The organism is Methylotenera sp. 1P/1 (assembly GCF_000384355.1).
GTDB lineage: Bacteria > Pseudomonadota > Gammaproteobacteria > Burkholderiales > Methylophilaceae > Methylophilus.
On the sequence record NZ_ARWC01000001.1, the window covers coordinates 2045253 to 2071851 of the forward strand.

Sequence of the window (26599 nt, forward strand, 5' to 3'; positions counted from 1 at the left end):
GAATAGTAAGTTATTGAGATGAAAAGGAAAAATAATGTTTAATATTGTGAAAAAAAGTATTCAATACGGTGCGCATACGCTCACCCTTGAAACAGGTGAAATCTCACGTCAAGCCGATGCGGCTGTGTTGGTGAGCTATGGTGATACCGTAGTATTGGTAGCAGTAACAAGTAAGCGTGAAGTAAAAGAAGGTCAAGATTTTTTCCCATTGACTGTAGATTACATGGAAAAAACCTATGCCGCAGGCAAAATCCCAGGTGGCTTTTTCAAACGTGAAGGCCGTCCTTCAGAAAAAGAAACACTGACGAGCCGTTTAATCGATCGTCCATTGCGTCCGTTGTTTCCAGAAGCGTTCTATAACGAAGTGCAAGTCGTGGCAACTGTGTTGTCATCTGACCCAGAAATTGATGCAGATATTCCAGCCATTATCGGTGCCTCAGCTGCCATGTCTATTTCTGGCATTCCATTCTTTGGTCCTTTAGGTGCTGCACGCGTTGGTTATATTAATGATGCCTATGTGCTTAACCCAACCGCTGCGCAGTTGAAAGAAACTAAATTAGATTTAGTGGTCGCTGCAACTGAAACGGCTGTGATGATGGTGGAATCTGAAGCGCAAGAGTTATCAGAAGAAGTGATGTTGGGTGCAGTGGTCTATGGTCACGAGCAAATGCAAGCTGTAATCAAAGTGATTAACGAGCTGACTGCAGAAGCGGGTAAAGATGCTTGGGACTGGGTTGCACCAGAGCCAGATACTGCCTTGATTGAAAAAGTTGCACAATTGGCTGCTGCTGATGTGAACGCTGCGTTCCAAATCAAAGCAAAAGGTGAGCGCTCTGCTAAATTAGACGAAATTAAAAACCGTGTAATGGCTGAGTTAATTACTGAAAACACATCGACGACTGAAGCCAATAAAATTAAAGGCGAGTTCTTTAATCTAGAAGCCAAAACAGTACGTAGCCAAATTTTAAATGGCGAGCCACGTATTGATGGCCGTGATACACGTACTGTGCGTCCAATCAGTATTCGTACTGGCGTATTGCCACGTACACACGGTTCAGCATTGTTTACCCGTGGTGAAACGCAAGCATTGGTGGTGGCGACATTGGGTACAGGCCGCGATGAGCAAGTAATTGACGCGTTGCAAGGTGAGTACACAGACCGCTTTATGTTGCACTACAACATGCCTCCGTATGCTACTGGTGAGACAGGTCGCGTTGGTACACCAAAACGTCGTGAAATCGGCCATGGCCGCTTAGCTAAACGTGCATTGATTGCTGCGTTGCCAGCCAAAGAAGATTTTGATTACACCATGCGTGTGGTGTCTGAGATTACAGAATCTAACGGTTCTAGCTCTATGGCGTCAGTATGTGGCGGCTGTTTGGCATTAATGGACGCTGGTGTGCCGATGAAAGCGCACGTGGCAGGTATTGCGATGGGCTTAATTAAAGAAGGCAATCGCGTTGCTGTGTTGACTGATATTTTGGGTGATGAAGATCACTTAGGCGATATGGACTTTAAAGTGGCGGGTACCGAAAATGGTGTCACGGCATTGCAAATGGACATCAAAATCACCGGCATTACTGCACAAATTATGCAAGTGGCTTTAGCGCAAGCGAAAGAAGGTCGTGCGCATATTCTAGGTTTAATGAAACAAGCTGTGTCTGGTGCAAACACTGAGATGTCTGCATTTGCGCCACGTATTATTACCATGAAAATCAATCCGGACAAAATCCGTGACGTGATTGGTAAAGGCGGTTCAGTCATTCAAGCGCTGACTAAAGAAACCGGCACCAGCATTGATATTGAAGAAGATGGCACAATCAAGATTGCTTGTACAAGTGCTGAGCAAGGCGAAGAAGCACAACGCCGTATTGCACAAATCACTGCTGAGGTAGAAGTGGGTCAAATCTATGAAGGTCCTGTGGTCAAAATCTTAGATTTTGGTGCAGTGGTGTCGCTATTGCCAGGTAAAGATGGCTTGGTGCATATCTCACAAATCGCGCATGAACGTGTAAAAGCGGTAGGTGATTTTGTGAAAGAGGGCGATGTCGTTAAAGTGAAAGTAGTGGAAATCGATGACAAAGGTAAAGTGCGTTTAAGCATGAAAGCCTTGATTGATGCGCCAGCAAAAGAAGAAGCACCTGCTCAAGAGTAATCTTGAATATAAAAAAGCCCGCGCAAGCGGGCTTTTTTTATTAGGGTTACTTTGACTTCTGACTTATATCGTTACACGACTTAGCCCTTGTAGACAACAAGTTGTAAATAGTGTGCTTTTAGTGCCAACATAACCTGAAGCTTAGTCTTTGCCGAAAAAAGTAGCGATTTGCTTAGGTTATTTTTAGCTACAACATAACATGCTGCGCATGTTGGTCTTCACTGAAAGCAAGTTGCCAATTACTTGGCTACTTGCTTTTCACGCATTTCGTCTAGGGTTTTGCAATCAATGCACAATGTTGCAGTTGGACGTGCTTCTAAGCGTTTTAAGCCAATCTCTACACCGCAACCTTCGCAGTAACCATATTCATCCGCATCAATATTGCGCAGGGTCTCATCAATTTTTTTGATTAGTTTGCGCTCACGATCACGGTTACGTAACTCTAATGCCATGTCCGATTCTTGGCTTGCGCGATCATTCGGATCTGCAAACATGGTGACTTCATCTTGCATCGTATGCACAGTTTTGTCGATATCATGGCTGAGTTCAGATTTCCAACCGTTTAAGATTTTACGGAAGTGATCTTGTTGCTTTTTGTTCATGTACTCCTCACCAGGAGCTACTTGATAAGGGGTAAAGGTTTTGTTGAGTGTTTCTGCCATGTTGTTTCCAGCGACTATATTGTCGTTAAATCACAGTTAATAAGAAAAGAGAATTGCCAACCAAATCTATAACAAAAACAAAAAATTTAATCGCGCGAGTTTACACCGAATGACACAGATATGCAAAAATCATTTGCATGGTCATTTACGCACGAATATCCTGCTCGCTTTGCTCTCGTAATTCTAATCCTAACAGCGTGTTTTCCATCAGGGTTGCAACCGTCATTGGGCCCACACCACCTGGTACCGGCGTAATATAGCCGGCACGTGTTTTGGCGGCATTAAAGTCCACATCACCACAAATCGTGCCATCCGCAAGCCGGTTAATGCCAATATCAATCACAATCGCTCCCGGCTTAATCCAGTCCCCTTGAATTAAGCCCGCTTTACCCGCGGCAGCAACCACAATATCTGCTTGCATCACATGTTTGGCAAGGTCTTTAGTATGGCGATGACAACTGGTGATGGTGCAGCCAGCAAGTAGTAGCTCTAATGCCATTGGGCGGCCAACGTGATTGGATACACCCACAATCACAGCGTCTAATCCCATCAGCTCAATATTGCTCGCTTGCAGCATTTTAATCACGCCAAACGGCGTGCATGAGCGTAACGTAGGCTGGCGCACAGCCAAGCGACCAATGTTGTAAGGGTGGAAGCCATCCACATCTTTAAATGTGCTGATGCGCTCAATCAATAAATCTTCATTAATATGCTCTGGTAAAGGCGATTGCACCAAAATGCCGTCTACATTAGGGTCCGTGTTAAGAGCATCCACCAGTGCCAAAAGCTCGGCTTGACTAGTTGTGCTAGGTAACTGATGGGCAATTGATTGTATGCCCACCTTTTCGCAAGCAAGGCGCTTATTACGCACGTAAATGGCGGATGCGGGGTCTCCGCCGACCAGAATCACTGCTAGGCATGGCGCGCGCTTACCGGCATCTATGCGTTGCTGCACTCTGATTTTGAGGTTGTCGAGTAATGCTTCGGCAATTGCCTTGCCGTTAATAATCTGCGCTGTCATGCTTATTTTTTGAATAATTATTAAAAATAAAACGCAATTTTAACATATTAGAATTGACCGACAGGCAGTATTGCGCTATATTTCTGCCTCTTCGGCGTGTAGCGTAGTCTGGTAGCGCGCCTGCTTTGGGAGCAGGATGTCGGGAGTTCGAATCTCTCCACGCCGACCAAATATCTTTGGTTTACCCGTTAGTGTCAACATGTAACTAAATCTGCCCGTAGCTCAACCGGATAGAGCACCAGCCTTCTAAGCTGGGGGTTACAGGTTCGATTCCTGTCGGGCAGGCCAATTTGTGCTCAATGGTGGCTGTAGCTCAGCTGGTAGAGCCCTGGATTGTGATTCCAGTTGTCGTGGGTTCGAGCCCCATCAGCCACCCCATTTTCTTATTGCTGTTTAAAATTATACACTTAGCTGTGTATCTATTCTGTAAACAGTAGCACCAAGGGTAGCACTTCCAAGTCATTACTTGGAGAAAGTGATGCCCACACCCTCAAGAACCTACCAAAAAGCTTCAGGCATCTATTACATACGCCTGCTAGTGCCTAAGAAACTGATTCCTTACACTCGCCATCAAAAAATCATTTATAGTCTTAAAACCAAGGATAGAAGCGTTGCTTACATTCTGGCATTAAAGATCAATCTTGCATTTGAGGAATGGCTAAAAAGTATGGCGATAGGTGATAACAACAGATTTCCTGCACTCAAAGTTGAGCATGAAGGTACTTCCTATGACTTTAATCTTGATAGTCCAGCAGAAAAGGCTGCCTATGATGATTTAGTCGACCGTATAGGCATGAAAGTATCCAAGCCTATAGTAGTCCCTCCAAAATTGTATTCGTTGGATGACGGCTTTAAAAGCTGGAAGGATGCGACCTATAAAGTTTATTCTGAAGCTACACGAAATGGCTACTACCCACGAGTAAGTAAATTCATCGATTATGCTCGCTCAAAGAAAGTCACTGAAGTAGAGGCAGTTAACCTGGATTTTGCAAAATCTTATCGAGGCTATATCAGCACTAAAGAAGCTAGTCCACTTACGGTTGATAATCACACCAAATCTATTAAGCTGTTTTTTGATCACTTAATTGAAATCGAAGAATATAAATTTAAGAATCCGTTTGCAAAACTTAATTTGATAAAAAGTAAAGCACAGAAGCTGTCAGTCACAGATAGTTATGTGCCATTTAGGCCATACGAAATTAGTAGACTGTTCGAGGTTGAGGCTTATTTCAAACGTTTCAAAAAACCTGATTTATTCTACTCTCCCCTAATCGCACTAACGATGGGCTTAAGGTTGGAGGAAGTTGCACAGCTTCGTGTGACCGATATCTATGATAGTGGTGGTACCTGGGTGATTGATATTAATGAGTATGGGGATGACAAAGAGCTAAAAACTGAGTCATCAAAACGCATTTTACCAATTCCTAGATTTATCCTTAAAACTAACTTTTTGGATTATCACGCCTATGTTATGAAAACTTATGGTGAGGACTCCCATTTATATCCGTATCTCATCAAAACAAAAAATGGATACGGTAAAAATGTAGGCTATAACTTCACAGCGCATAAACAAGAATTGATTCAGGTGGATCAAAAGCTGAAAACGTTTCACAGCTTAAGAAAAACCCTCAGCGCTAAAATGGATGCTGCCAAATACCCCTCACTTTTACGCAAGTCTATTCTTGGGCATCATATTACCTTCGATGTAACTGACGAGATTTATGGAAGTGAAGAAGAGGGGGCTAAAAGTAAGGAGCATCTTTCATTAAGTTATATGCTGACACACCTTAATCAAATTGAGCACGATGTGGATTTTGGTGAGTTTCATTTTGACTTTGAGTCAGACAACTTTATGTATGAGTTGGTCAGAAGTATGAAAAGAAAAGAAGCCAAAAAGGCATATAACGCAGATCAGAAGGCTGCCAGCCAGCAGCAGTAGTCTATGGTTTTAAGCGAAGATAGAGTTTTTGTATGGTTTCCAAGATCATATTTCTGTCTTCGCTATTCAGCTTTGCCAGCATGTTTTTAATTTGCTCGGCTTGTTCATCAGGTCTATCGCTAGACTCGATCAAAAGTTCTTGAATACCACAGCCGAATATCTCGGCTAAATCAGCCAGCCTAATCACGGTAGGTATCGTTACCCCGCGCTCCATTCTAGAAACGGCCTCATAGCCTATTCCAAGCTTTTCAGCGACCTGATCCTGAGTAAACCCAGCAGCAAGCCTGCGTTTGGCTATGCACTGGCCGATCTGCTCTGCTAAATATTTATTAGATTTTGTCATCATAATTAACTCAACCTATATAGTTGACTATCAACCTGTTGACATGAAGTGCTTAATACGTTGAAATACAACCTTTAAGGTTGAATAAGGGGTGTATGTGAGAAAAATATTTGTATTAAGTATGTTGTTTCTATTGTCGGCCTGTGGTTCAAAGTTAAGTGGTGAGTATGCAGATAAGACAGGCGCAGTAAGTTATACGTTTGAATCTGGCGATAAAGTTTTGATGAGTGCAATCGGTATTGAAACTGAAGGCAAGTACGAAGTAGATGGCAATAAGGTCAAGGTAGAAAACAATGGGCAGAATATTATCTTCACAATTCTAGAAGATGGTTCACTAAAAACGCCGTTTGGTAATCTTAAGAAAAAACAATAAAGGGGCAAGCTGTGAAGATATTCTTTGGTGTGATACTTATTTTAATTGGCTATGCTTATTATATAGAGATGCATAACTCAATTTTTCTTTTAATTGGAGGTGGGTTAGGTGGCTGGTTAATATGGCTACCTATTTACGCCAGCATGCAAAATGCTAGCAAGAAATCAGAGTGGTCTGGGTTAGCTGAGGGTTGTGACTATCAACATTATCATAAACTTACTGGTATTGGTGTCAACACAACAACACGCCAAGTTCACTTACTTGATGGAGACAAGTTTAAAAAGTATGACTTCAGAGATATTCGTGACTGGTCATATAGTTTGAAAACTGGTGGTACTTCTATGAGCAATAGAACGTTAGCAGAGGGCGCACAAAATCATCGACAGAATAAAGAAAATGAAGCTGGCTCAGGATTTTTTCTGAAAGTGAAAGACATTGACAATCCTGAGTGGCGAGTAGCTTTCCCTTGGCGTGAGAGTAACAATAAAAAAACTGAGATAGAGCTTAAAAGATGGATGGAAATATTTCAGCAGAATATCAACGAAAAATAGTCAATAAGCCAATAGCTGGCTGGTGGATATTATCAGTCCAGCTATTGAATGTTTGTAGCCCTATTAATCTTTAAGAGAGTAATGTTTGGGTTCTGGAAATAAGAATAGCAAGTCACGCTTATTAATTTTAAATAATGGACCTTTCTCAGCTGCACTATTTCCTTTACGTTTAATTAAGTGATCCATAGTAATTACTCCTGCCTGTATTAACGGCAAAAGTTGACTGACTAAAGGTCGCCTTGTATGCGTTACTGAATGCAGATCAAAATGTTCAACACCATCAATTTTTCTGCTAGTAGCTTGTATCCAGAAAGTCTCATTATGTTTTTCAAGTAATCTTGAGCGCAAAATGTTACCGGGCCATACCGCAACAGTATTGTTGTCTCTGTCTTTTTCGATTAGCAAGTCTGCAGCCTCATCATATTGAAAACTTAATCCCTGACTATTAGTTTTCTGGGTTGATAGTGTGCAGTAGAGCTTAAACTCTTCACCACGAGCATAGCCATATTTCTCTAAAATTTCGGCACTACTTTTTAATGGGCTAATATTCCAGTCAGCAACTTGCGCGAACAAATTGCTTCTAGTTTTCTTACCACGCCCACCTTTTAATTCTATGCCTTTGTAATCTGGTTTTTTACTACTGTTTGCAGGAATTCCCAATGCAAGCTCAATAGCCATTCCAATAGCCGTATCTCCAACAACAGTGCATTTAATAGGAGCTTTGGCTATTTCTTTCAGTTTTAGAAGTAACTCATCCGCAATGCTATTTTTGCTAACTAGGTATTGCGATAAGAAGATTGAAATGTTGGACGTTGAGCTTAAAGACTCAATATCACATTGTGAAAAGTTGAAGAGATAAAGTGCATCTTTAAATATTACTATTGCAATTTGGTCTGCGGGGTTGGCAAAATCACCAAGACCTCTAAACCACATGCGTGGATCACCCTTTTTAGTTTTAGGGCGATAAAGGCTAACTCTAGATGGTGTTGTTGAGTCGGGAAATACAAAAAATGCCTCTTTAATAATTTTGTGATCATCGCCCTGACCTTGCTTATCAAAGTTATGGAAGGCCTCAATTTCAAAGTGGCTTCTTACAGGTCGTGTTGCATCTAGAATTGATTTCTTAAGCCCTGTGACTGTGGGTTCAAAAATTGAGTAGTCAATACCGAGAGATGCAAAATAAGCTTTGTTTTTAGCTAACTTTATCTTGGTTTCTGGGTCTAGATCTGCATCTCGCTCATTAACTGCTAAATCATCAGCAAGTAAAGCAGCTTCATCATCATTAATGAAATTATTGGAAATTGCTGGAACTGGTTGTTTTAAAGCGCGAGCATTTTCATCTGCTTTGAGTATGGCTTTCCAATTTGCAAAACCATACTGTTTCGCGATTTCTTCTAGAGCTGAAGTATGTGAAATTGCTTTTGTTTTGGAAAGTGCTGAGGCTTCTTGTTTGAGGCGACCAACGGACTTAGGTAATGTATTCATTCTTATCCTTAACATTTATCGTGCTGAATTTACTGCCCACTAATAAATTCAAGCACGGATGCTTAGAATAAGAACTGCTACAGAGTTGACCTTAGGGCCTTTACCGCGATGGGCTTGAAGGCTTTCTCTAAGCCCAATGTAAAGTTAACATAATTATTTACAAAAGCAAAGTTCTTGATAATTGGGTTCAGAAATAGCGAATGGCCCTGGACTTTTTGTAGCACATGGACTAAAATTGGAACTTATAAATTTAGATTAAAAAATCAGAGAAAACTAGTGAAATATATTGAGCTATTTGCAGGGTGTGGTGGCTTGTCGCTTGGCTTAAAATCCGTTGGCTATGAGCTTGTGATAGCTAATGAGCTGTCACCGATGGCTGCCGAATCTTATGCATATAATTTTTTTGATGAGAATCTTCAAGAGCAAGCTAGTTTAAAATCACCTAAGCTTAAAAAGACATACTGGTTAAGCAGTCAATTCCCTAAAAGTAGTTTAAGTAGTCGCTTACGTGAAAATCCTTATAATTTTCCAGCTCTTGGTTCTGGATATTCAGACATTAATCCAGATAGTACAAATTTAAAGGGTAGCTTAATAGTTGGTAGCATAGTCGACCTGAATGTATGGTTGGAGCAAAACTCTAAGGTTACTGCAAATCTCAAAGCGGGATTTGATGGTGGTGGAGTGGATCTAGTGTCGGGTGGGCCACCTTGCCAAAGCTTTAGTATGGCTGGGTTACGAAAGCAGGATTGTGCAAAAAACTCACTACCGTGGGAGTTTGCTAAATTTGCGAAAACAATTAACCCTAAGATAGTTTTGCTAGAAAACGTGACAGGTATTCTTAGACCGTTCAAAGATGAGAATGGTAAAGAATACTATGCATGGTTTGAATTGGCTAAAGCTTTTGCAGCAATCGGATACGTTCCACTTTGCCTACATGTAAATGCAAAATTTGCAGGGGTACCACAAAACAGGCCACGCTTTATTTTAATGGGCGTTCGTAAGGACTTTTTTGATCAGTTATCACAGACATTTAATGCGTCAGAAAAGAGCTTATTTAGCCAGCCTCTTAACTTTTACAATCTTACAAAACACGACCACGATGTTGATTTAAGTTCTCTTAAATATTTTGATGTTTCTAAACAGGATGATTTCAAATTGTATAAGGATTCTTTTCTAGCTCCTTTGGTAGCGCATAGCGAAAGTTTAGTGAGTGTATTTGATGCAATTGATGATCTGCGATTAAATGGAAGTTTGAGTTCTAAATTTGCACAATCTACTTTTAATGTCTTCCAAAAGACACTTAATAAGTGTGCAATGAAGAACCATGATTTAAGAAGCAATAATGAATTAGTTAAAAGAAGATTTCGTATTTATCAAGTCCTACAAAAAGTTACTAGAAGTACACAAAAACAAGTTAGTTCAGTTATGAAAGGTGACTCAGATAGCATTTCAACTGATAGCTGGAAAGAGCTTGCTAACTTTGATTACCTTATTGAATCTGGCAAGCTAATAAAATTTAAGCTGAAGAAAGATTTTGTAGAGTATTTGAAGGGCCATAAAACTAAGAAGCAAACTCAAAAGGCATTAATAGCTAACCAGCCTGCTCCTGCAGCTTTGTCTATTCCGGATGATGCTTGTCATTATGAAGAGTTGAGAACTTTAACGGTCAGAGAAATGGCCAGAATTCAGTCATTCCCAGATAACTTTGAATTTAGATCTAAAGTGACCACTGGTGGCAAAATGAGGTCATTTGAAGTTCCTCAATATACACAAGTAGGTAACGCAGTCCCGCCTTTGTTAGGTCGAGCACTAGGTCTGGCGATATCTAATTTATTGTCACGCCACTTAACTAGTCACTTAGACCAACCCACAAAAGTATCAAAAATTGAGTTTGAGGCTGCTTAATTTAGATTGTTATTTTGGTTTTGGAAAACTCACGCTTAGTCCAAATTTTATCTGAATAGCCCTCATCTCAGCATATAGCTTTTCAAGCTGGATTTTAAGTTGGATAACACGTTGCTGTAGTTTTGCTGCTTCAATCGGGTTTTTCGTATTACTCATTTCTCCAATAGCTTTATGCATGTTAGTTTCAACTTCTGCAATGGTCATTTTTAATGCATCCAGATCAAGAGTTTCTGGAGATTTCGTAACCCCCAATGCTTTACTTCTGATGCTTGCCACGTTGCTCATGGTCGTTTTCATATCGGGCATAGCTATTACAAGATTTTTTGGTGTAGGTTTAATCCTTGTAGCCATTAAAGCTTCACGAATGATTCTTTTAATGATTGGTAGGTAGTCTTTTTTTGCCATTTTCATTCTCCTTGTTGTAGTTGTTAGTGTTGGATTTATTTGCTTTGCAAACCTTCTCATGGGTCTTGGTGTTAAGTAAGCTTTGATATTGAATTGCTCGCGTGCTTGGATGTAATCATTAAGTTTGATTTGCTCTGCTTTAAACTCTGAGGGGCTTAAGTAATAGGGTTGTTTAGATGCTATGGATTGTTTAATCAATTCTTGATAGCTGGCATCTTCACTGTATAGCGCACCACGCAATCTTTTAGCTTTTAATGCTCCAGGTAGCTTTACAGACAGATAGTCTTTGCCTTGCCGGGTAACTGTTACTCCTAAGTTTTCATCTAAATGTTTGCAAAGGTCATCTCTGTTCTTGATGTCGCCTTTTTGAATCGCTTTGATAATGCTTTGTTGTATCCAACGTTTATTCGACTTGTCTTTTCTGCCCTCTGGGGTTTTACGCTCAAAATCAGTAAATGCAATTTTAAGTGGGTCTGGAATTACTTGTGCATAGCCTAATTTCTGATTGGTGACTTTGACGAAAGACTCAAAGAATTGAATGTTTTGTTTGCCGGGTGGGTGGATGTTAAATCTACGATTACTTTTTAACTCTTGATTAGCAAAAACAAAATGCACCTCAATGTTGCCCTTGTCCTGATGAAGAACAAACAAGCTATTGAAATTGTCACCATTAAGCTTGGGACAAAATGTCTTTTTAAAATCATCAATAATTTCGTAAAGCTGGGATCTGGTTGGCTTTTCTGAATCTCTAAAGCTTATGCAGCCTGATATGTATTTATATTTGCGCTGGATTGAATTGATGACATCAATCGTAGTTTGAGGATTGCCTTCTAAAACTTCAGGTTTTACCGCTCGTTGATTACCAGTATGGTCTGTATTACCGAGCAAATACTTGACTGGCGACTCGCCATTTGACACGCCTGATTTGAAGATGCGTACAATCATACGGTGTCCTCATTATCTGATTTGAGCGCTTCTTTAAGGGTGTCTTGAGCCATGTCTTGTATTTGCAATAAAATCATCAGCATTTCTTCATCTAGTGAATTGCCTTGGTTTAGGTGCCTTGCAATCTGATTGACGTTATTCCCTATGCGATTGATTTCATAAAGCCATTGATTTTTCTCTTTTTGCTTCGTAGATGGGGAGGTAATTTGCTTACGGGTCAAACCAGACTCACGTAAATATTGAGCTACATTTAAATAGCCAGCTTCTAAAGCATGCTTTTCTAGCTTTTCATACTCTTGCTGACAGACCCTAATCTCCACCCTTTTGTCACGTAAGAAGTGATTGCCATCAGGTCCTGCTTGCCCATTTTTTAACTTAACTCTACTTTCCATCTTCGGCTCCTTATTATTTTTATACCGATAGACGTGTCAAACACTGGGATTGGGCAGCGCCCAAATTAACAATTGCCGATATTTAATACGGGCAATTGGTTAACCTTGCTTGATCTTAGCCTTAGTCTAGTTGTAATAGGTTTTGAACGAAAAGCAAGTCTGGGGGCGCATTTAAATGAAAATAAAGGCTTATGACGGGTGAATAGAAACCATGCACAGAGAATCTTTGATGAGGGTATCGCTTGAGCAGTAGGCTAGAAACAAAAAATTTAAATAAATATCTTCATGGAAGCTGAAGTTGAAAAAAACTCGTATAAGTCGAGGCCCAAAGCAGGCATTCAATATTGGGTGGTAATATCTATAAAATGTGAGTAAAAGCGTCTATTAATACGAGTGAAGTTCAGGAGGTGGCACAACATGAAACAAGATAAATATAAAACATTTGCTGAGCTTGCATTCAATGAACCACCAGAGGCCTATAAAATTGAGTTGCAACATAGAAATACACGAACAGCATTTATTGCACCACATGGGGGGAAGATCGAGCCTGGTACTTCTGAAATTTGCAAACAATTAGCTGGCGAGTATTATTCATACTATTTATTCGAGGGGTGTAAGAGTGCAAATAATCGGGATTTACATGTTACTAGTTCAAATTTTGATGAACCTCAAGCCTTAGAATTTGCAAAGTCTGCAGAGTTAATAGTTACGGTTCATGGGCTCGCTGGTGATGAAATGCTTGTTGAGGTTGGAGGTTTGGCCGTCTTGTATGCAAAAGATCTTATTGATTCACTAAATTTAAACGGGTTTAATGCATTACGGCCAACGAATACTTTGACAGGCACTGATAGAGATAATATCTGTAATAAAGGACAATCAGGGAAGGGTCTGCAACTTGAGATATCTCGTGGACTTCGAGATCAATTGTGCTCAGACCCAAAAATTATGCAGATGTTTTCTTCCATAGTTTTAGCTGTACTGCCTCAATAATGTTTTAGGCGTAATTTTTAGAAATTATAGGGAGTTAAAAAATGAATAATATAGGCTCCGAATGGGCAAAGTGGGATCTCCATTTTCATACCCCTTCGTCTCATGATTACGGCGACAAAACAGTTACTAATCAAGATATTGTCGATGTAATGAGCAGTAGAGGTATTGCTGCTTTTGCTGTTACGGATCATCACGTCATCGATATCGATAGAGTCAAAGACCTGCAGAGATTGGGTAAGGAAAAAAATATCACAGTTTTGCCTGGTATCGAATTCTTATCAGATGCTAGGGGAGGTGAGGCCGTTCACTTTATTGGGATTTTTGCCGAAGATTCAAATATTGCATACATATGGGGTCAATTAGAGAATCAAACAAATATTAAAGATATTAAGGGGAAATCCAGAAAGCCTGATGAGGTTTATTGTGATCTCGCTGACACTATCCAATTAGTAAAAAGTTTGGGCGGAATAATTTCTATACATGCAGGCCAGAAAAGTGGTTCCATCGAAAATATCACTAATTCCTTGCCGCATTCAATGGCTCAGAAAACAGACATCGCTTACAAAGTTGATATTTACGAGTTAGGCAAAGAGTCAGATCAGGAAGGGTACAGAAAACATGTATTTCCTTTTATCAAAAAAATTATCCCAATGATTATTTGCTCTGATAATCACAACATAAAAAAATATATTTTAAAGCAAAATTTGTGGATTAAAGGTAATTCGAATTTCGCTGGACTAAAGTATGCACTCAATGAACCGGAAGACCGATTTTTCATAGGGTTTGAGCCCGAAGTTTTAAAAAGAGTGAGGGATAATAAAACCAAATATATTGATAAATTAACTATCAAATTAACTGGTGCGCACGATCCATCTAATATTTGGTTCGAAGACATAAATATCCCCTTGAATAAGGAGCTCGTAACTATAATAGGAAACAAAGGGAGCGGTAAGAGCGCTGTGTCCGACATCATTTCGCTCTGCTCCGATGGCGATCATTCTGAAGATTATCTTTTTCTACATAGAGATAAATTTAAGAAAAAAGGATTGGCCGGTCGGTACTCTGCTTCGCTTACGTTTGGTAGTGGGCAAACAACTCCAGATCGAGTGCTAGATTATGTCATTCAACAATCAGATCAACGCAAAGTAAGGTATTTGCCTCAAAGTTATTTTGAGAAATTATGTAATGAGATTGGCAAGGTCGAAGCATTCAGAGAGGAAATTGAGAAGGTTGTGTTTCAGTATGTTCCTATTGAAAATAGGCTGAGACGTGGCACTTTCAAAGAGCTAGTTGATTTCAAAAAAGATTCTGTTGATAAAGAGATCTCTAACTTACGTGATAAAGTCTATGAGGTTAATACGGCTATCATTGACCTTGAAGATAAGGCAAATCCAGAACACAAAAAACTATTATCAAGCAAGCTCAGAATCAAAAATGAGGAGTTAACGGTTCATGAGAACTCTAAACCAGTAGCAGTGGCAGATCCGGATATGAATACATCAAATCCGGCTCAAACCGAAAGACGTGCTGAACTGCAGGGCTGGCAAGATAAAAAGATAGCTTTGGAACACCAATTAGAGGCTGTAAAAAAGGAAATATCTGAGAAATCAATAGCGGTATCCGAACTACAAAGCATAAAACGCGATTTGACCAATCGAGTAAATGATTTAATAAATTTCGTTGAGAGCAACATCGAAATCACTTCGGCTTTAGGTATAGATCTAGACAAGGTTATTAAAGTCGATTTCAATTCAGAGACCTTAGATATCAAAATCGTTTCTATTGAACAAGAAATCAGTAAAAAACGTGCAGAACTTGAAGTCGATTTGATTGGAGATCTGATTGGGTATGAAGAGTTAAATCTTCAATCTAAATATGATTTTTCTGTCAACAAAATCTTGGAGATACAAAGTAAATTCAGTGGAGATCAGAAGGTTTATCAAGATTATTTGACTGCACTTTCCGCGTGGCAAGAAACAAGAGCATTGATTATTGGAGACGCAGATACTCCAGAAAGTCTTAGTGCACTAAAAGCTGAAATAAATTACATAAACCAGAATCTAGAGACTGACCTCAATAGATTGCGGTCGGAAAGACTTGAACATTCAAAAGAGATTTTTGAGAAAAAGCTGGAAATCAAATCCTTTTACGATGAGATAAAGTCTGCTATTGATAAGCAATTATCAACTTCTGAAGTAACTGGTTTGAAGATTGTGAGTTCTTTCTATGCTTCCTCTGTTTTTGAAGAGTATTTACTGAGAGAAATTAAGCAAAATAGATCAGGCTCATTTTATGGGCTAGAGGATGGTAAAGCACTGCTACACAATGAATTGGTGACCCCAACTGATTGGAATGATTTGTTGAGTTTTGAAGTCTTCCTGACCAAATTCATAGATTTTTTAGAAGGTGATAAACGGCTTGGTCAACAAAACGCAAAAACATATATCGGCGATATAGTTAGGGATAGAAGAAATTTATACAATTATCTGTTCTCTTTAGATTATCTTGAGCAGCATTATGATCTACAGCAGAACGGAAAGAGCCTTGAACAACTCTCACCTGGTGAAAAGGGAGCGCTGTTACTGGTGTTTTATCTGGTACTCGATAAAGAAGATATACCGTTAATTATCGATCAACCTGAAGACAATTTAGATAATCACAGCGTAGCTAAAATATTAGTGCCATATATAAAACAAGCTAAGAAGAAAAGACAGATTATTCTTGTAACTCACAATCCTAATCTAGCTGTTGTTTCAGATTCTGAACAAGTTATCAGAGTAAAAATTGATAAACTCAATGGCAATAAATTTGAATTTATTTCTGGTGGCATTGAACAGTCTCCCATCAATGAAGCCATCGTGGAAGTATTGGAAGGCACATTGCCAGCGTTTACAACTCGTAGAGACAAGTACCTTTTTCCGCCTACATCATAGAATATTCAACAATGGTTCAGCAGAATTGTTACTTAACAGAATGGTAATGTTATCTAGGGCGCCGATCCTCTGAATGTTTGAAATTTGGATTTTAAACATTCAGAAACTCTAGTGCCTTCGGCATTGGCTATGAAATGATCAAATCCATTATTTTGCTCAAATTCAAAAGTTTCACTTCCATCTTTGTGTGAAATGAGATTTGGGCGTGCTGGAATGTAGTCGTTGAATTTGTTAACAACCTCATTAAATCTCTGCACTTTTGGCGAATCTAGGTTTATCAAGTGCTGCAAAAAGTTTCTATAAAAACTTGGATATTCGTTTGTCTTCTTAGGTTTTTCAATTTTATTAGTCGCTCGGTTTTTGTTTATTTCTGTGAGTTTGGGAGCTAGTGGTGATACCAAGTCCTCAGCAGCCTTATCTAATAAACCAATCATCATATAATCGGCTAAATGAACGCTATCCTTCATAAAGTTAGCAAGTCTCCATACTGCAATGACGGCTGTCAGCAATCTTAAATCCACAAGAATTTCTCCACGGCGGTAAGCTTCAGCAACAACGTTAGGCCGATCTTTTTGAAGCCATTCAGCTTGTGGTTCAGTAGTATTGAATAATCTTGCAATGATGAGGCTAATCTTGACTTTAAAAGACAATCCTAGCTCGTGTTGTAGCTCTGTAGAAAAGTCATACCAAAACAATATCTCCCAGAGGCCTTCAATAGGACCTGCCAGTGCATCCCATAGCCTAATAAATTCTAGCTCTCCTTCATCATCCTCAACAGTTGGGCCAATGAGATAGAAGTCACTGGCTTTTAGAGATTCAAAACCATATTTGGTTTTTAATTCTTGATCAACTAACTTTCTTGTTGTTGAGTTAACGCCTGTGCTGCCATTTGCATAATCAGAACTGTAATTTGTATTGAGTGCTTCAAATTTTTCATTCAGTTCATAAAAACTCTTGGCATCCATTAGTTGTTTTAATTGATGCACCCATAGTTGCGTTCTCATGGTGTCAATCAGTGTACGTGGTTGCCTACCTCTGCCTGCCATTATCAAACTCCAGTCTCGTATTAATAAAACACTAACAGCTTTTTGATTGGATTTTAAAGGTTTTATTGAGCTAAAAGTATTTCATTAAAATCCCCTCAAGAAAAATTGATGTTGATTATTTTTATCAGTAAACGTGGTTATTAAGATTTTCAAAGAGCATAGCTTTTTAATCCTAATTAAGACCTATTAATCTCAACAGCATAATTTTCTAAGATAGATACATCTTGAATCAGTTAACGCCATTCAAGCTTTTACTAAATAAGGAGAATTAAAAATGACAGAAAAATATAACGTGAATAGTAGTTTGATGGGCTTAGAAAGTGATGTGTTGGCAAACGAATTAAAAATTCATCCAATAGCAAACCTATTTCCAGAGATGTCGGACTCTCAGTTTGATGAACTCAAACAAGATATCGCGCAAAATGGATTGCAAATGCCAATCCTTATGTATGGTGGCAAGGTCGTAGATGGGCGACATCGCTTGCGTGCATGTTCAGCATTAGGCATCATCCCCAAGTTTGCAGAGCTAGAGGCAGCGAATGATAAGTCTGTAGAGCAATCTGTAATTAGTATCAATTTGCACCGACGTCACCTGACAGAAAGTCAAAAGGCAATTATTGCAGCAAGATTGACCAATTCATCCGTTGGCTCAAATCAGCATACAGCTGGAGCAGTATCCCAAAGAAAAGTGGCAGAAGAATTGGGCATTTCAGTTGACTCAGTTCAGCGTGGGAAAAAAGTGTTAAACAATGGCACTCCAGAACTTATCGCTGCAGTCTCTGAGGGAAAGCTTGATATCAGCAATGCAGCAAAACTTGCCCAACTTGCGAAACAAGATCAATCACAACTTAACTTTGATGACATCAAAACAATTCAAGAAGCCAGCAAAGCCATCAATAAAGCTAAGTTTGAAAATCGCCGTATAGAGCGTATTCAAGAGATCGAAGCTAAACGAGCTAATAACAAACCTTTGGAATCTTCACTAGGTACTTTCAGCGTAATTTACGCGGACCCACCTTGGGATTATATGGGCGAGCTGGCTGTGGGATATCCATGCATGTCGGTGAAAGAAATCTGCGAGATGCCAATTAGTCAAATATCTACTGATGACGCAGTTTTGTTTATGTGGTGCTCATCCTCACTATTACCTGAGGCTGTGGAAGTCTTGAGTGCATGGGGTTTCAAATTTAAAACGAGTGCTGTATGGGATAAGGATTTTACTGGTCAAGGCACGTATTTTCGCCAAGGCCATGAGGTTTTAGTGATTGCTACCAAAGGTTCTGTGCCAGAGGTGCCATACGATGCACGCCCATCTTCAGTATTGAAGTTCAAACGCCGTGAGCACAGTCGCAAACCTGATGAAATGTATCAAATCATTGATGGTATGTATCCAGAGCTTAGTAAGGTTGAGTTGTTTTGTAGAGGTGAGCCTGCTCAAGGGTGGGTAGGTTGGGGTAATGAATGTGTTCAGCAAGCTGTGCAATCAAACAATCAGGAGGCAAGTAATGACGAGTAATTCTAATGATGATTGTATTGAGTTCGATAAATTAGTTACGCGATTCTTGCTGATGATTGAGCATGAGGAGTATCGAGAGGCTAAGCAGGTTTATGATCAGCTAAGAATTGAATATAAAGAGGCAGAAGATTTTCTTGATGAATATATTTCCACTATCTATGAAGGTTGCTCTGATTTTGAATTTGATAACATTGCTCAAAATTTAGCTAGGCGAATCGAAGCTTTGGATTTATACGAATTACTCCTTAAAGTTATACCGAGAAAAGCAAGTGTGAAAAAGATCAAAATTTAATCACTTAGCTAGTCTTTTAGCTCAAACATTTAACTGATGGTTTATATCAGTTCTTTGCGTTAGTGTAGGATTTATGTGACTAGCTTATTATTGAGATGAGAATTATCAGTTGAGTTGTTACTCATTTCCATTTAGCCTGTAAGGTCGTAATTGACTCTAATTGGTTGATATAAACATTAAAACAACTGGTCCAGAATTTTGTGCCATTTGTGGGGTCGATCTCATCTTTTTTCCAGAACACCGCACGTTTATCAAAACTCTCTAAATCAATACCGCCCAAAATAAATCCCCTTGAGTACCTATCAATATCATTAGCAGCACCTTGGTACTTTGAATCTCTTTGAAGAGAGACAAAGATATAGTAATTTGGGCGCTGATGTGCGTGGTTGTATTCAGGAACTGAACACTCATAATTATCACGAGGTTCTACAGTCCTATCTTTCGTCTTGATATCAATCGTAAGCTTTTCACTGCTGATTCGATAGTCATGAGTTGTTAGGTTGGTCTGATCTTCAAAAGTAAGATTTTGAGATATGAACCAATCAACAGCAATTGCCTCACCTAAACAACCAACCTGATTAGCTGCTAGTCCGCGATGAGACCCCGGTAAAATTGGCAATGATCTAGCCTTCTTGTCGGCAGCATTCCAAATTTTTGGATCATGTTCTTTGATTATAAAGTCAGTAAATTTAGACATTTTATTTTCTTATTATAAGTTTATGTACAAATCATATCATTTATCTATACTTGACTCCTGTCTCAAGCTTAATCCTAAGTTATCAATGTGTAATAGTTCCCTTTCAATAATATCTAACGCCAAGCATCGCTAATTACCTGATGTACGCCGTTGTGGACATTCCAAAAAATACAGCAAAAACATTAATGTTTGATAGGGTGTAAATTAATTTTAGGTAGATATTTTCTGATGGTTTTAATATTTAGACCTGATCTGATTTGCACGGACATTGGGCTGATGGTGTGCCCAGAGGCGAGCATTTCATTGACCGTATCTTGTATTACTTGAATTGTTTTCTTTGTCCTTATGGCATTGGTATATTCTGCACCTTTGCTCATACGCTCATGGGCTGTTTCATTTGTAAAGCTAAGTACCTTTTCTCTGCCACCTAGACGATGACGATTTTTCCAAATCCATTTTGATGTGGTATTTGCTGTATCACGTACTTCCTTGTAGGGTAATGGGGATGTGAAGCTATTATTGATTTCTAAGGCCTTATTTTGGGCTTCCTGGCGCCAAGTTTGCTCATTTATAAAACTATGGACCGCACGGTAGCCCCACAATCTTAGTGTGTGGAATAGTTGATCATTACGCCCACGGCAATTCATATCTTTTATGAGAGGTTTGTATGGCGAATGCTTGGGTAGATCAATATATTCTAAAAAATCACCTAGGTCATAACTAGCTTTATTTGTAATGACTTGCCACCTGTCATGCAATGGATTTTTAGTTAATGTGTGTGTGAATGCTTGATCTGCATTTAGGCAACTTGTCATGGCATCTTGTATTGCATCAAAATATTCCTGCGGTTTGCTGCGACTATTTTCATGATAAGCAACAGGTGTTTTTAAATGATAAAGATAGTGGCAATGGCTGTTTTGTTTGTTGATAGTAATGATCGTGGGGGCTGGAAGATTTACATCTTCAAATTTAAATGCTGAACCCTGTTCATCGAGATCAAAACTTAGATAATGGCGATACATAGGATTGAGACCACAATACGCGAATTGATTTACTTTTTCACGTTTGCGAAACTGGCTACCTTCTTCAAAGTCGTTAGTTGTTATGACGGCTTCATTGAGGTGAGAGTAAAAATCATCTAGTTGTTGGTTCATCCGTTGTGTCGTTAGTCTTGCGACACAAGTTAATAGAAAAATTAGCTAAGTCAAGTCATTGAGTTGATTTAATTTATAATGATTTTTAGTAGTGAAGATAGAGCTAAGTATTCACGAAATTTGTGGACTTAAACTATTATTTAACTTGCATGAATAAACTAAGGTGACGACAAGTGGCAGAAGAAAATTCAAACTCATCCAGCAATAAAAAAATAGATATCTCTTTTTTGATGAAACAAGCATTAATTCCCATCAATACTTCGCAGGGTGTTTTATATGTGCGCCATTTATCTGATGGAGACTTAAAAAAATTTAGTGGTGTTTTTAATGAGAAGAAAGATAAGAATGAAACAAATCTAAAAGCCTTGGGGGAGTTTGCAGTCAAGATATTAGTAAGTACAGATGATGGTTTTGAAGACACTTCCGAATTAACAGAGGATGATTTTTCTCAACTCAATGAATATGATATCAGGAGTTTAGTAGAAGGGATTATCAAGGCTAGTAACCTTCCAGCACTGTCTGGTGGTGAAATCCTACAAGACTTAGGTTCGCTTATATTCGATTGGTTACTAGATCAGATTAAACGGGTGCGAGAGACGAACGAAAAGATGAAAAATACGCTAAATAGTGCTTTTGGTTCAATCTCACATGGAGCCATGAAATCTCTTCAAGATAGCATGTCAAGTTTAAATGCAGTGAGAGATAGCCTAAAGCTGTCCCCAGCAGTTGAGGCTTTTAAAAAAATTCAAGAAGATCAAGAGCGTATGTTTGGAGGGATATCTAGTAAGGATTTGCTAGCACAAGTAAATATTTTGGATATTCCCAAGCCTAGGATGCCTGAGTTGTATATGCCTAAGTTTGAAGAAACGCCAATTGGACGTGCTGCAATTGCAAGTGAAGATTCAGCAATTCAATTACGAGAGGTTGCTGGTTTAGTTGGGGACATGGCTGATAGGCTGGCTGCTTTACACACAGTTTTTCTTACGGAAATTATTCCACAGTGGGTCGACAGCCTTGAAAAAAACTCAGGCGCAATTAACACTTCACTATCACAAACCGAAAAGAGCTTATTTTGGGCGAAGTGGGCGTTGATTGCTTCTGTATTTGTGACAATTGCAATGACTGGATGGCAAATTTGGATCGCTAGTGATTACAAGCTAGACAATGATAAACAGCAGAGTGTTTCACTGTCGATAATGGAAGCGCAGTTAAAAGCCTCACAAGACTTGAATAAGCAACTAATGACAAATTCAATTCAATTAAAAGAAGATTTGTCTAATCTGCAAAAATCTGTTGAAACGCTGAAAGCAGCAAAAGCTACATCTTCAAAACAGACAAACAAATAATGCTATTAGTCTCAATAAGGGTAGCACTAACGGTAGCACTCTTTTATGGGGATATACGCTATACTAGATTTGTAACTTGTTGATTAACCTCGACTTGGAATTGCATGGGGTAGAACCCCATCAGCCACCCCATCTATCTCTCTTAAGATTCAATTAGTTAGTAATTCTTATAGTCAATCTATATAGTGAACTAAGCTATTTGTCCTTCTCTTGTCCTTTTGGAAGGCCTGTGAATACACTTCACTTGCATTCAGTCTCAACACATATAATTTAAGTTGTAAGAAAGAAGTTAGTTTTTTTCTGGATTATCATTTCTAAGCCCAGTGTATCTAGTACATCAAGTACTTTTTGAAGCTGCACTGTTGGTTTGCCATTTTCAAGCTCAACGATGAAGCGATTTCCTGTATTGGCTAACCCAGAAATATCTATTTGAGTCATTTTTTGTGAGCGCCTATAAACTCTCACTGCTTGACCTAGGTCTTTAGTCGTATCGATTTTGACTGGCTGATTCATGATGTCTTTATTCATTGCCACAATAGCACCTTCAATTATTACCTAGCGGTAATATATCACGCGATTTATTAGTTTTGGCTATAAATAATTACTGTTAGGTAATTTTTAACTAGTAGTCTAGCTCGGACTAGTTTTTTTAATCTGCACTAAAATGTTACTATAGACCGTGCTGTATACTTACGCAGTTTCGTTGGTACCAATAATAATAATATTGCTAAAACTCCCTTGAGTAAGATTGTTCAATTGTTATTATTTAAGTTGGAATACCGTGAAAGAAAAAAGATCAAGAGCGCGTTTATCTGATGATAAACGTATCAAAGAAGTTACCCTAATTGCTGAGCTTATTATTGTTAAGCGTGGTTTTAAGGAGCTAACGCTGCAAGAGATAATTGCGCAGAGCAGCATATCTAGAGGTACGTTTTTTAAGCTGATTCCCAATAAAGAGACACTGATTACGCATTTGGGTATTAAGGGTATTAACTATTGGTTGGAGCTTATCAACAAGGCCGGTGATTTTGAGGGCTTGGCGAGAGAGAAGATGCTGGTGCTGCATGCATCGCAAGTGATTGCTAATAAGCTCAATCGTATTATTTACCAGAGCATATTTATGGCGAATGCTGCGCTTAATAGATTAGCCGTTACGCCAGAGTTAAACTTGATATTGGATGACCGCATTAATGAGCTGATTCAGTTTTACAATAACTGTATACAACTTGGTCTGAAAGAGGGCAGCTTTTCTGCAAAAAGTTACGCCATGAGCACTGAGGAGTTGGCTTATTTTATGTGGGCTAATCGATATGGCGCCACAGTGAGCAGTATTAATTATATGCCTTACAACAATATCAGCGATTTGACGGAGAAGTATAAAAAGTTTGTGGATGTTCATTTGGATTGTATGGGATGGAGGCCGTTGTCTAGTGAGCTAAACTACAGCCGTGTGCTGCTGGATATTTATACTAAGTACTATAAAAAAGAAATTGCACAGATTAAGAAAAGTGATTGGCGCGATGATCAACCTTCAATTACTGAACAAGAATTTTAGGGTAAATCTTATAGTTTTATCACTATTAGTTACCTCGTTTCTCCCACGCTTTTTTCTGTAATTGATACGCGGTGCAAGCTGCGCCGTTGCGTTGTGTCCATTAGAATTAGCGCCATTTCTCCACGTTGTTTCTCACATCAAAAGTGATGCATTCCCGTTATGATTGATCTTAAATAGGGTTTAAGGCTTTGTTAGTTTAAGTCTTGAATAATCATTATGTGATATCGGTTCGGTGTGTGCCAATACTTTGCCAAATGCCTTAGTCAATCCGTTTTTGGAGTCTCTCATTGCGCTTACTAAAGAGCGCGATGCGTTTACGCTTGAGCAGATGCTGAAGCAAGCCATTGTGAATTTGATTGATATGTTTGTGCAGCAAAAAACGCAGTCTATTCATGTTTATCGATTAAAAGATATTTCCAAGCTATTTCTCTCTGCAATTTCGTTAGAGCACATTGCTGGTGGTGATGATATTCCAGAGGTGTTGTGTCAAAAGCTGCTGGATTGCTACAACGGCGGTGAGCGAGACGTACTCACTTTGGATGATGGCCGCATCTTTCATTTTTTTCCGTTAAAGCAAGCGGTGGCTTATCGCAACTCGGTCATTGTGATTGAGGCGCAATATAGCAATGCTGACCTTACGCAAGCCATTATTAATTTGCTGGATATTTATCAAAACTATAACGGTTTACTCAATGATAATGAGCGTGACACGCTGACAGGATTGCTGAACCGTAAAACATTTGATCAGAAAATTAATAAAGTATTGTCTACCGTGCACTCTAAAGCCATGCGCCAGGATGACCATGGGCATCTGCATTATTTTATTGCGATTTTTGATATTGATCACTTTAAGCGAGTCAATGATGAGTTTGGCCATTTGATTGGTGATGAGGTGTTGTTGTTAATGTCTCAGTTGATGGGAAAATCGTTTAGAGAGTCAGACCCGCTATTTCGCTTTGGTGGTGAAGAGTTTGTGGGTATTTTTGGCTGTGCACAAGAAGAGGATATTCAACTGGTGCTCCATCGTTTTGCAGAAAAATTACACGCTTATCAATTTCCGCAAGTAGGTAAAGTCACGGTGAGCGTGGGCTATGCCAAATTAACCATAGACAGTACACCGACACAGTTGGTGGACCGCGCTGACCTTGCTTTATATTACGCAAAAAACCATGGGCGCAATCAAATCTGTAGCTACGAGCTTTTGAAAGCGGCAGGCTTGTTGACCGAAGACATCAAAGAAGGCGAAATCGAGTTGTTCTAAAAAAGCTGCGCGCAATACATCCACGACATTTAGCACATAAAACCGATATATTTCAGCTATTTATTTTCTTTTACAGATTCCCTGTAGCTCTCTGCGCCAACCTGAGTTTTTTCCGTTAAACATTGATGGCTAAGCCATGTCAGGCTATAGTATCTTTAATCAATTAACATTAAGAATAAAATCGATTAAGGGTGCAAGTATGGCTGAAACACGTCCAATATTAATGATCATCGACGATGATCCTTTGATCACCGATACACTCCATTTTGTATTGAGCAAGCATTTTGAAGTGTGCGTGGCCGACTCACGTGCGCAAGCCAAAAGTTTGTTGCGACAATTGGATGAGCCTCCGGCACTGGCCTTGGTTGACTTAGGGTTGCCGCCATCCCAGCATAAACCGGATGAGGGTTTTAAAATGATTGGCGAGCTGCTTGCGCATTCACCGACCATGAAAATTCATGTGCTTTCCGGGCAAAGTGATGATGTGAATGTGAAGCATGCGCTAGCTTTAGGCGCGCTAGATTTTATTCCCAAGCCATGTGATGTAGAGCGTCTAAAAGACCTGCTGATTAGCTCATTAAAAGTACAAAGTGTTGAGTTAACCGAGCAATCTGAAGATAAAAATGGCGGTATGCTGGGGCAAAGCTTGCCTATGCAGACACTCATTATGCAAATTCGTCAATTTGCCGATTCGCCTTTCCCTGTGCTGATTGAGGGCGAGTCTGGTGCTGGTAAAGAACGTGTGGCCAGCAATTTCCATCGCTTTAGTAAACGTAGTAAGCAAGAGTATCTGTCAGTCAACTGTGCTGCTATTTCACCTATGTTGGCAGAATCTATTTTGTTTGGGCATGCCAAGGGCGCATTTACTGGCGCAGCGGGGTCGCACACCGGCTATTTTGAAGATGTGGGCGATGGCACTTTATTTCTAGACGAAATTGGTGAGCTGCCATTGGAAATGCAAGCCAAATTACTGCGTGTGTTAGAGAATGGCGAATACGCGCGCGTGGGTGAGACGCAGATTCGCAAGAGTAAGGCGCGTATCGTTGCCGCTACCAATCGAGATTTGCGTGCGGAAGTGCGAGCTGGTCATTTCCGTTCTGATCTATACCATCGTTTAAGCGTGTTTGCTGTCAAAGTGCCGCCATTGCGCGAGCTAGGCGAAGATAGCATTGTGCTGCTAGAACACTTTAATCAGTTCTACGCGCGTGAGACCGAGCAACAACCCTTTAAGCTGGATGACCGTGCAAAAACGCGCTGGCTCAGCTATCACTTTCCTGGCAACGTCCGCGAGTTGCGTAATATCATCATTCGCCTGATTGCAAAATATGCAGGCCAAACCGTGACTGAGCAACAATTGTCTGCCGAGTTAGATCTATCGCGTCAAAATGAGCTGAGCGAAGGTCCAGTGGTTTCCAATAATGGCGATTTGTCTGGCTATGCCATGCAACATCTACAAACAGAGGCCAATGTGAGTTTGGACCAAGTGCTGAAATCGTGGGAGAAAGCGTATATTGATGCCGCAATGAAAATCACACATGGCAATTTGAGCCAAGCGGCCAAGTTGCTAGGCGTCAATCGCACCACCTTGTATAGCCGTATTCAACTACAAGAGCAGGGCAGCGCATAATGATGT

Annotated in this window: 23 protein-coding genes and 3 tRNA genes; 16 read left to right on the plus strand and 10 right to left on the minus strand. The window is 39.6% G+C overall.

Annotation, left to right across the window (positions count from 1 at the left end; translation table 11 throughout):
* The first annotated feature begins 34 nt into the window (after positions 1-34).
* Positions 35-2155 (plus strand): polyribonucleotide nucleotidyltransferase, encoded by a 2121-nt coding sequence (pnp, locus tag A3Q3_RS0109775; protein ID WP_020183408.1) that lies wholly within the window; start codon positions 35-37, stop codon positions 2153-2155.
* 239 nt (positions 2156-2394) lie between these two features.
* Here the strand turns inward: pnp and dksA are convergent, their stop codons facing one another.
* Both dksA and folD read right to left on the minus strand, forming a co-directional pair.
* Positions 2395-2817, minus strand: coding sequence for an RNA polymerase-binding protein DksA (gene dksA, locus A3Q3_RS0109780; RefSeq protein ID WP_020183409.1), 423 nt, complete (start codon positions 2815-2817; stop codon positions 2395-2397).
* A 145-nt stretch (positions 2818-2962) separates the two neighbouring features.
* A complete protein-coding gene (gene folD, locus A3Q3_RS0109785; RefSeq protein ID WP_020183410.1) occupies positions 2963-3838 on the minus strand; it encodes a bifunctional methylenetetrahydrofolate dehydrogenase/methenyltetrahydrofolate cyclohydrolase FolD in 876 nt (291 codons plus the stop codon).
* A gap of 92 nt (positions 3839-3930) precedes the next feature.
* Between folD and A3Q3_RS0109790 the strand changes: the two genes are divergently transcribed.
* From A3Q3_RS0109790 to A3Q3_RS0109805, 4 genes are all read left to right on the plus strand, one after another.
* Positions 3931-4007, plus strand: a tRNA-Pro gene (locus A3Q3_RS0109790).
* Positions 4008-4049: 42 nt separating this feature from the next.
* Positions 4050-4126 (plus strand) — tRNA-Arg (locus A3Q3_RS0109795).
* A gap of 14 nt (positions 4127-4140) precedes the next feature.
* Positions 4141-4216, plus strand: a tRNA-His gene (locus A3Q3_RS0109800).
* 100 nt (positions 4217-4316) lie between these two features.
* Complete coding sequence (locus A3Q3_RS0109805) at positions 4317-5777, plus strand: site-specific integrase (protein WP_020183411.1); 1461 nt, start codon at positions 4317-4319, stop codon at positions 5775-5777.
* 1 nt (position 5778) lies between these two features.
* On the opposite strand, the gene A3Q3_RS0109810 is transcribed toward A3Q3_RS0109805, so the two are convergent.
* Positions 5779-6123, minus strand: a complete 345-nt coding sequence (locus A3Q3_RS0109810; protein WP_020183412.1) for a helix-turn-helix domain-containing protein — start codon at positions 6121-6123, stop codon at positions 5779-5781.
* 94 nt (positions 6124-6217) lie between these two features.
* On the opposite strand from A3Q3_RS0109810, the gene A3Q3_RS0109815 reads away from it, so the two are divergent.
* Positions 6218-6493 (plus strand): hypothetical protein, encoded by a 276-nt coding sequence (locus A3Q3_RS0109815; RefSeq protein ID WP_026361866.1) that lies wholly within the window; start codon positions 6218-6220, stop codon positions 6491-6493.
* An 11-nt stretch (positions 6494-6504) separates the two neighbouring features.
* On the plus strand, positions 6505-7044 hold the full coding sequence (locus A3Q3_RS0109820; RefSeq protein WP_020183414.1) for a DUF4755 domain-containing protein: 540 nt from the start codon (positions 6505-6507) through the stop codon (positions 7042-7044).
* A gap of 63 nt (positions 7045-7107) precedes the next feature.
* Here the strand turns inward: A3Q3_RS0109820 and A3Q3_RS0109825 are convergent, their stop codons facing one another.
* Positions 7108-8529: an MvaI/BcnI family restriction endonuclease gene (locus tag A3Q3_RS0109825; protein WP_020183415.1), complete on the minus strand. Its 1422-nt coding sequence runs from the start codon at positions 8527-8529 to the stop codon at positions 7108-7110.
* A gap of 276 nt (positions 8530-8805) precedes the next feature.
* On the opposite strand from A3Q3_RS0109825, the gene A3Q3_RS13860 reads away from it, so the two are divergent.
* Positions 8806-10434 carry a DNA cytosine methyltransferase gene (locus A3Q3_RS13860; RefSeq protein WP_051086458.1) on the plus strand — a complete coding sequence of 543 codons (1629 nt, stop codon included), beginning with the start codon at positions 8806-8808 and terminating at the stop codon, positions 10432-10434.
* Between the two features lie 9 nt (positions 10435-10443).
* Here A3Q3_RS13860 and A3Q3_RS0109835 read toward each other — a convergent pair whose 3' ends face one another.
* The gene (locus tag A3Q3_RS0109835) at positions 10444-11784 is read right to left on the minus strand and encodes a relaxase/mobilization nuclease domain-containing protein (RefSeq protein ID WP_020183417.1); all 1341 of its coding nucleotides are present in this window, start codon (positions 11782-11784) and stop codon (positions 10444-10446) included.
* Positions 11781-12176, minus strand: a complete 396-nt coding sequence (gene mobC / locus A3Q3_RS0109840; RefSeq protein WP_020183418.1) for a plasmid mobilization relaxosome protein MobC — start codon at positions 12174-12176, stop codon at positions 11781-11783. Before mobC ends, A3Q3_RS0109835 begins: the two co-directional genes overlap by 4 nt.
* 417 nt (positions 12177-12593) lie before the next feature.
* Here mobC and A3Q3_RS13865 point away from each other — a divergent pair, with 417 nt between their 5' ends.
* Entirely contained in the window at positions 12594-13166 is a 573-nt protein-coding gene (locus A3Q3_RS13865; protein WP_020183419.1) for a poly-gamma-glutamate hydrolase family protein, read from the plus strand.
* Positions 13167-13207: 41 nt separating this feature from the next.
* Complete coding sequence (locus A3Q3_RS0109850; RefSeq protein WP_020183420.1) at positions 13208-16099, plus strand: TrlF family AAA-like ATPase; 2892 nt, start codon at positions 13208-13210, stop codon at positions 16097-16099.
* A gap of 53 nt (positions 16100-16152) precedes the next feature.
* Here the strand turns inward: A3Q3_RS0109850 and A3Q3_RS0109855 are convergent, their stop codons facing one another.
* Positions 16153-17103: a hypothetical protein gene (locus A3Q3_RS0109855; RefSeq protein ID WP_232418401.1), complete on the minus strand. Its 951-nt coding sequence runs from the start codon at positions 17101-17103 to the stop codon at positions 16153-16155.
* A gap of 316 nt (positions 17104-17419) precedes the next feature.
* On the opposite strand from A3Q3_RS0109855, the gene A3Q3_RS0109860 reads away from it, so the two are divergent.
* Complete coding sequence (locus A3Q3_RS0109860) at positions 17420-18661, plus strand: MT-A70 family methyltransferase (RefSeq protein WP_020183422.1); 1242 nt, start codon at positions 17420-17422, stop codon at positions 18659-18661.
* Positions 18651-18953, plus strand: coding sequence for a hypothetical protein (locus A3Q3_RS0109865; protein WP_020183423.1), 303 nt, complete (start codon positions 18651-18653; stop codon positions 18951-18953). The genes A3Q3_RS0109860 and A3Q3_RS0109865 overlap by 11 nt, the downstream gene beginning before the upstream one ends.
* A 121-nt stretch (positions 18954-19074) precedes the next feature.
* On the opposite strand, the gene A3Q3_RS0109870 is transcribed toward A3Q3_RS0109865, so the two are convergent.
* Together A3Q3_RS0109870 and A3Q3_RS0109875 are read right to left on the minus strand one after the other, a co-directional pair.
* Positions 19075-19650, minus strand: coding sequence for a hypothetical protein (locus tag A3Q3_RS0109870; RefSeq protein ID WP_020183424.1), 576 nt, complete (start codon positions 19648-19650; stop codon positions 19075-19077).
* Positions 19651-19832: 182 nt separating this feature from the next.
* Positions 19833-20804, minus strand: coding sequence for a replication initiation protein (locus A3Q3_RS0109875; RefSeq protein ID WP_020183425.1), 972 nt, complete (start codon positions 20802-20804; stop codon positions 19833-19835).
* Positions 20805-20977: 173 nt separating this feature from the next.
* Between A3Q3_RS0109875 and A3Q3_RS0109880 the strand changes: the two genes are divergently transcribed.
* Positions 20978-22150 (plus strand): hypothetical protein, encoded by a 1173-nt coding sequence (locus A3Q3_RS0109880; protein WP_020183426.1) that lies wholly within the window; start codon positions 20978-20980, stop codon positions 22148-22150.
* Between the two features lie 270 nt (positions 22151-22420).
* On the opposite strand, the gene A3Q3_RS0109885 is transcribed toward A3Q3_RS0109880, so the two are convergent.
* Positions 22421-22678, minus strand: a complete 258-nt coding sequence (locus A3Q3_RS0109885) for a helix-turn-helix transcriptional regulator (RefSeq protein ID WP_020183427.1) — start codon at positions 22676-22678, stop codon at positions 22421-22423.
* Positions 22679-22931: 253 nt separating this feature from the next.
* Here A3Q3_RS0109885 and A3Q3_RS0109890 point away from each other — a divergent pair, with 253 nt between their 5' ends.
* From A3Q3_RS0109890 to A3Q3_RS0109900, 3 genes are all read left to right on the plus strand, one after another.
* Positions 22932-23705, plus strand: coding sequence for a TetR/AcrR family transcriptional regulator (locus tag A3Q3_RS0109890; RefSeq protein ID WP_020183428.1), 774 nt, complete (start codon positions 22932-22934; stop codon positions 23703-23705).
* A gap of 247 nt (positions 23706-23952) precedes the next feature.
* Complete coding sequence (locus A3Q3_RS0109895; protein ID WP_051086460.1) at positions 23953-24966, plus strand: GGDEF domain-containing protein; 1014 nt, start codon at positions 23953-23955, stop codon at positions 24964-24966.
* Between the two features lie 199 nt (positions 24967-25165).
* The gene (locus A3Q3_RS0109900; protein ID WP_020183430.1) at positions 25166-26593 is read left to right on the plus strand and encodes a sigma-54 dependent transcriptional regulator; all 1428 of its coding nucleotides are present in this window, start codon (positions 25166-25168) and stop codon (positions 26591-26593) included.
* Positions 26594-26599 lie beyond the last annotated feature (6 nt).

Coding starts and splice junctions, on each gene's coding strand:
- dksA (WP_020183409.1), bottom strand. CDS start 2,817: ATGGCAGAAACACTCAACAAAACCTTTACCCCTTATCAAGTAGCTCCT.
- A3Q3_RS0109850 (WP_020183420.1), top strand. CDS start 13,208: ATGAATAATATAGGCTCCGAATGGGCAAAGTGGGATCTCCATTTTCAT.
- A3Q3_RS0109865 (WP_020183423.1), top strand. CDS start 18,651: ATGACGAGTAATTCTAATGATGATTGTATTGAGTTCGATAAATTAGTT.
- folD (WP_020183410.1), bottom strand. CDS start 3,838: ATGACAGCGCAGATTATTAACGGCAAGGCAATTGCCGAAGCATTACTC.
- A3Q3_RS0109835 (WP_020183417.1), bottom strand. CDS start 11,784: ATGATTGTACGCATCTTCAAATCAGGCGTGTCAAATGGCGAGTCGCCA.
- A3Q3_RS0109810 (WP_020183412.1), bottom strand. CDS start 6,123: ATGATGACAAAATCTAATAAATATTTAGCAGAGCAGATCGGCCAGTGC.
- A3Q3_RS0109805 (WP_020183411.1), top strand. CDS start 4,317: ATGCCCACACCCTCAAGAACCTACCAAAAAGCTTCAGGCATCTATTAC.
- A3Q3_RS0109870 (WP_020183424.1), bottom strand. CDS start 19,650: ATGTCTAAATTTACTGACTTTATAATCAAAGAACATGATCCAAAAATT.
- A3Q3_RS0109875 (WP_020183425.1), bottom strand. CDS start 20,804: ATGAACCAACAACTAGATGATTTTTACTCTCACCTCAATGAAGCCGTC.
- A3Q3_RS13865 (WP_020183419.1), top strand. CDS start 12,594: ATGAAACAAGATAAATATAAAACATTTGCTGAGCTTGCATTCAATGAA.
- A3Q3_RS0109855 (WP_232418401.1), bottom strand. CDS start 17,103: ATGAGAACGCAACTATGGGTGCATCAATTAAAACAACTAATGGATGCC.
- mobC (WP_020183418.1), bottom strand. CDS start 12,176: ATGGAAAGTAGAGTTAAGTTAAAAAATGGGCAAGCAGGACCTGATGGC.
- A3Q3_RS0109885 (WP_020183427.1), bottom strand. CDS start 22,678: ATGAATAAAGACATCATGAATCAGCCAGTCAAAATCGATACGACTAAA.
- A3Q3_RS0109825 (WP_020183415.1), bottom strand. CDS start 8,529: ATGAATACATTACCTAAGTCCGTTGGTCGCCTCAAACAAGAAGCCTCA.
- A3Q3_RS0109860 (WP_020183422.1), top strand. CDS start 17,420: ATGACAGAAAAATATAACGTGAATAGTAGTTTGATGGGCTTAGAAAGT.
- pnp (WP_020183408.1), top strand. CDS start 35: ATGTTTAATATTGTGAAAAAAAGTATTCAATACGGTGCGCATACGCTC.
- A3Q3_RS0109900 (WP_020183430.1), top strand. CDS start 25,166: ATGGCTGAAACACGTCCAATATTAATGATCATCGACGATGATCCTTTG.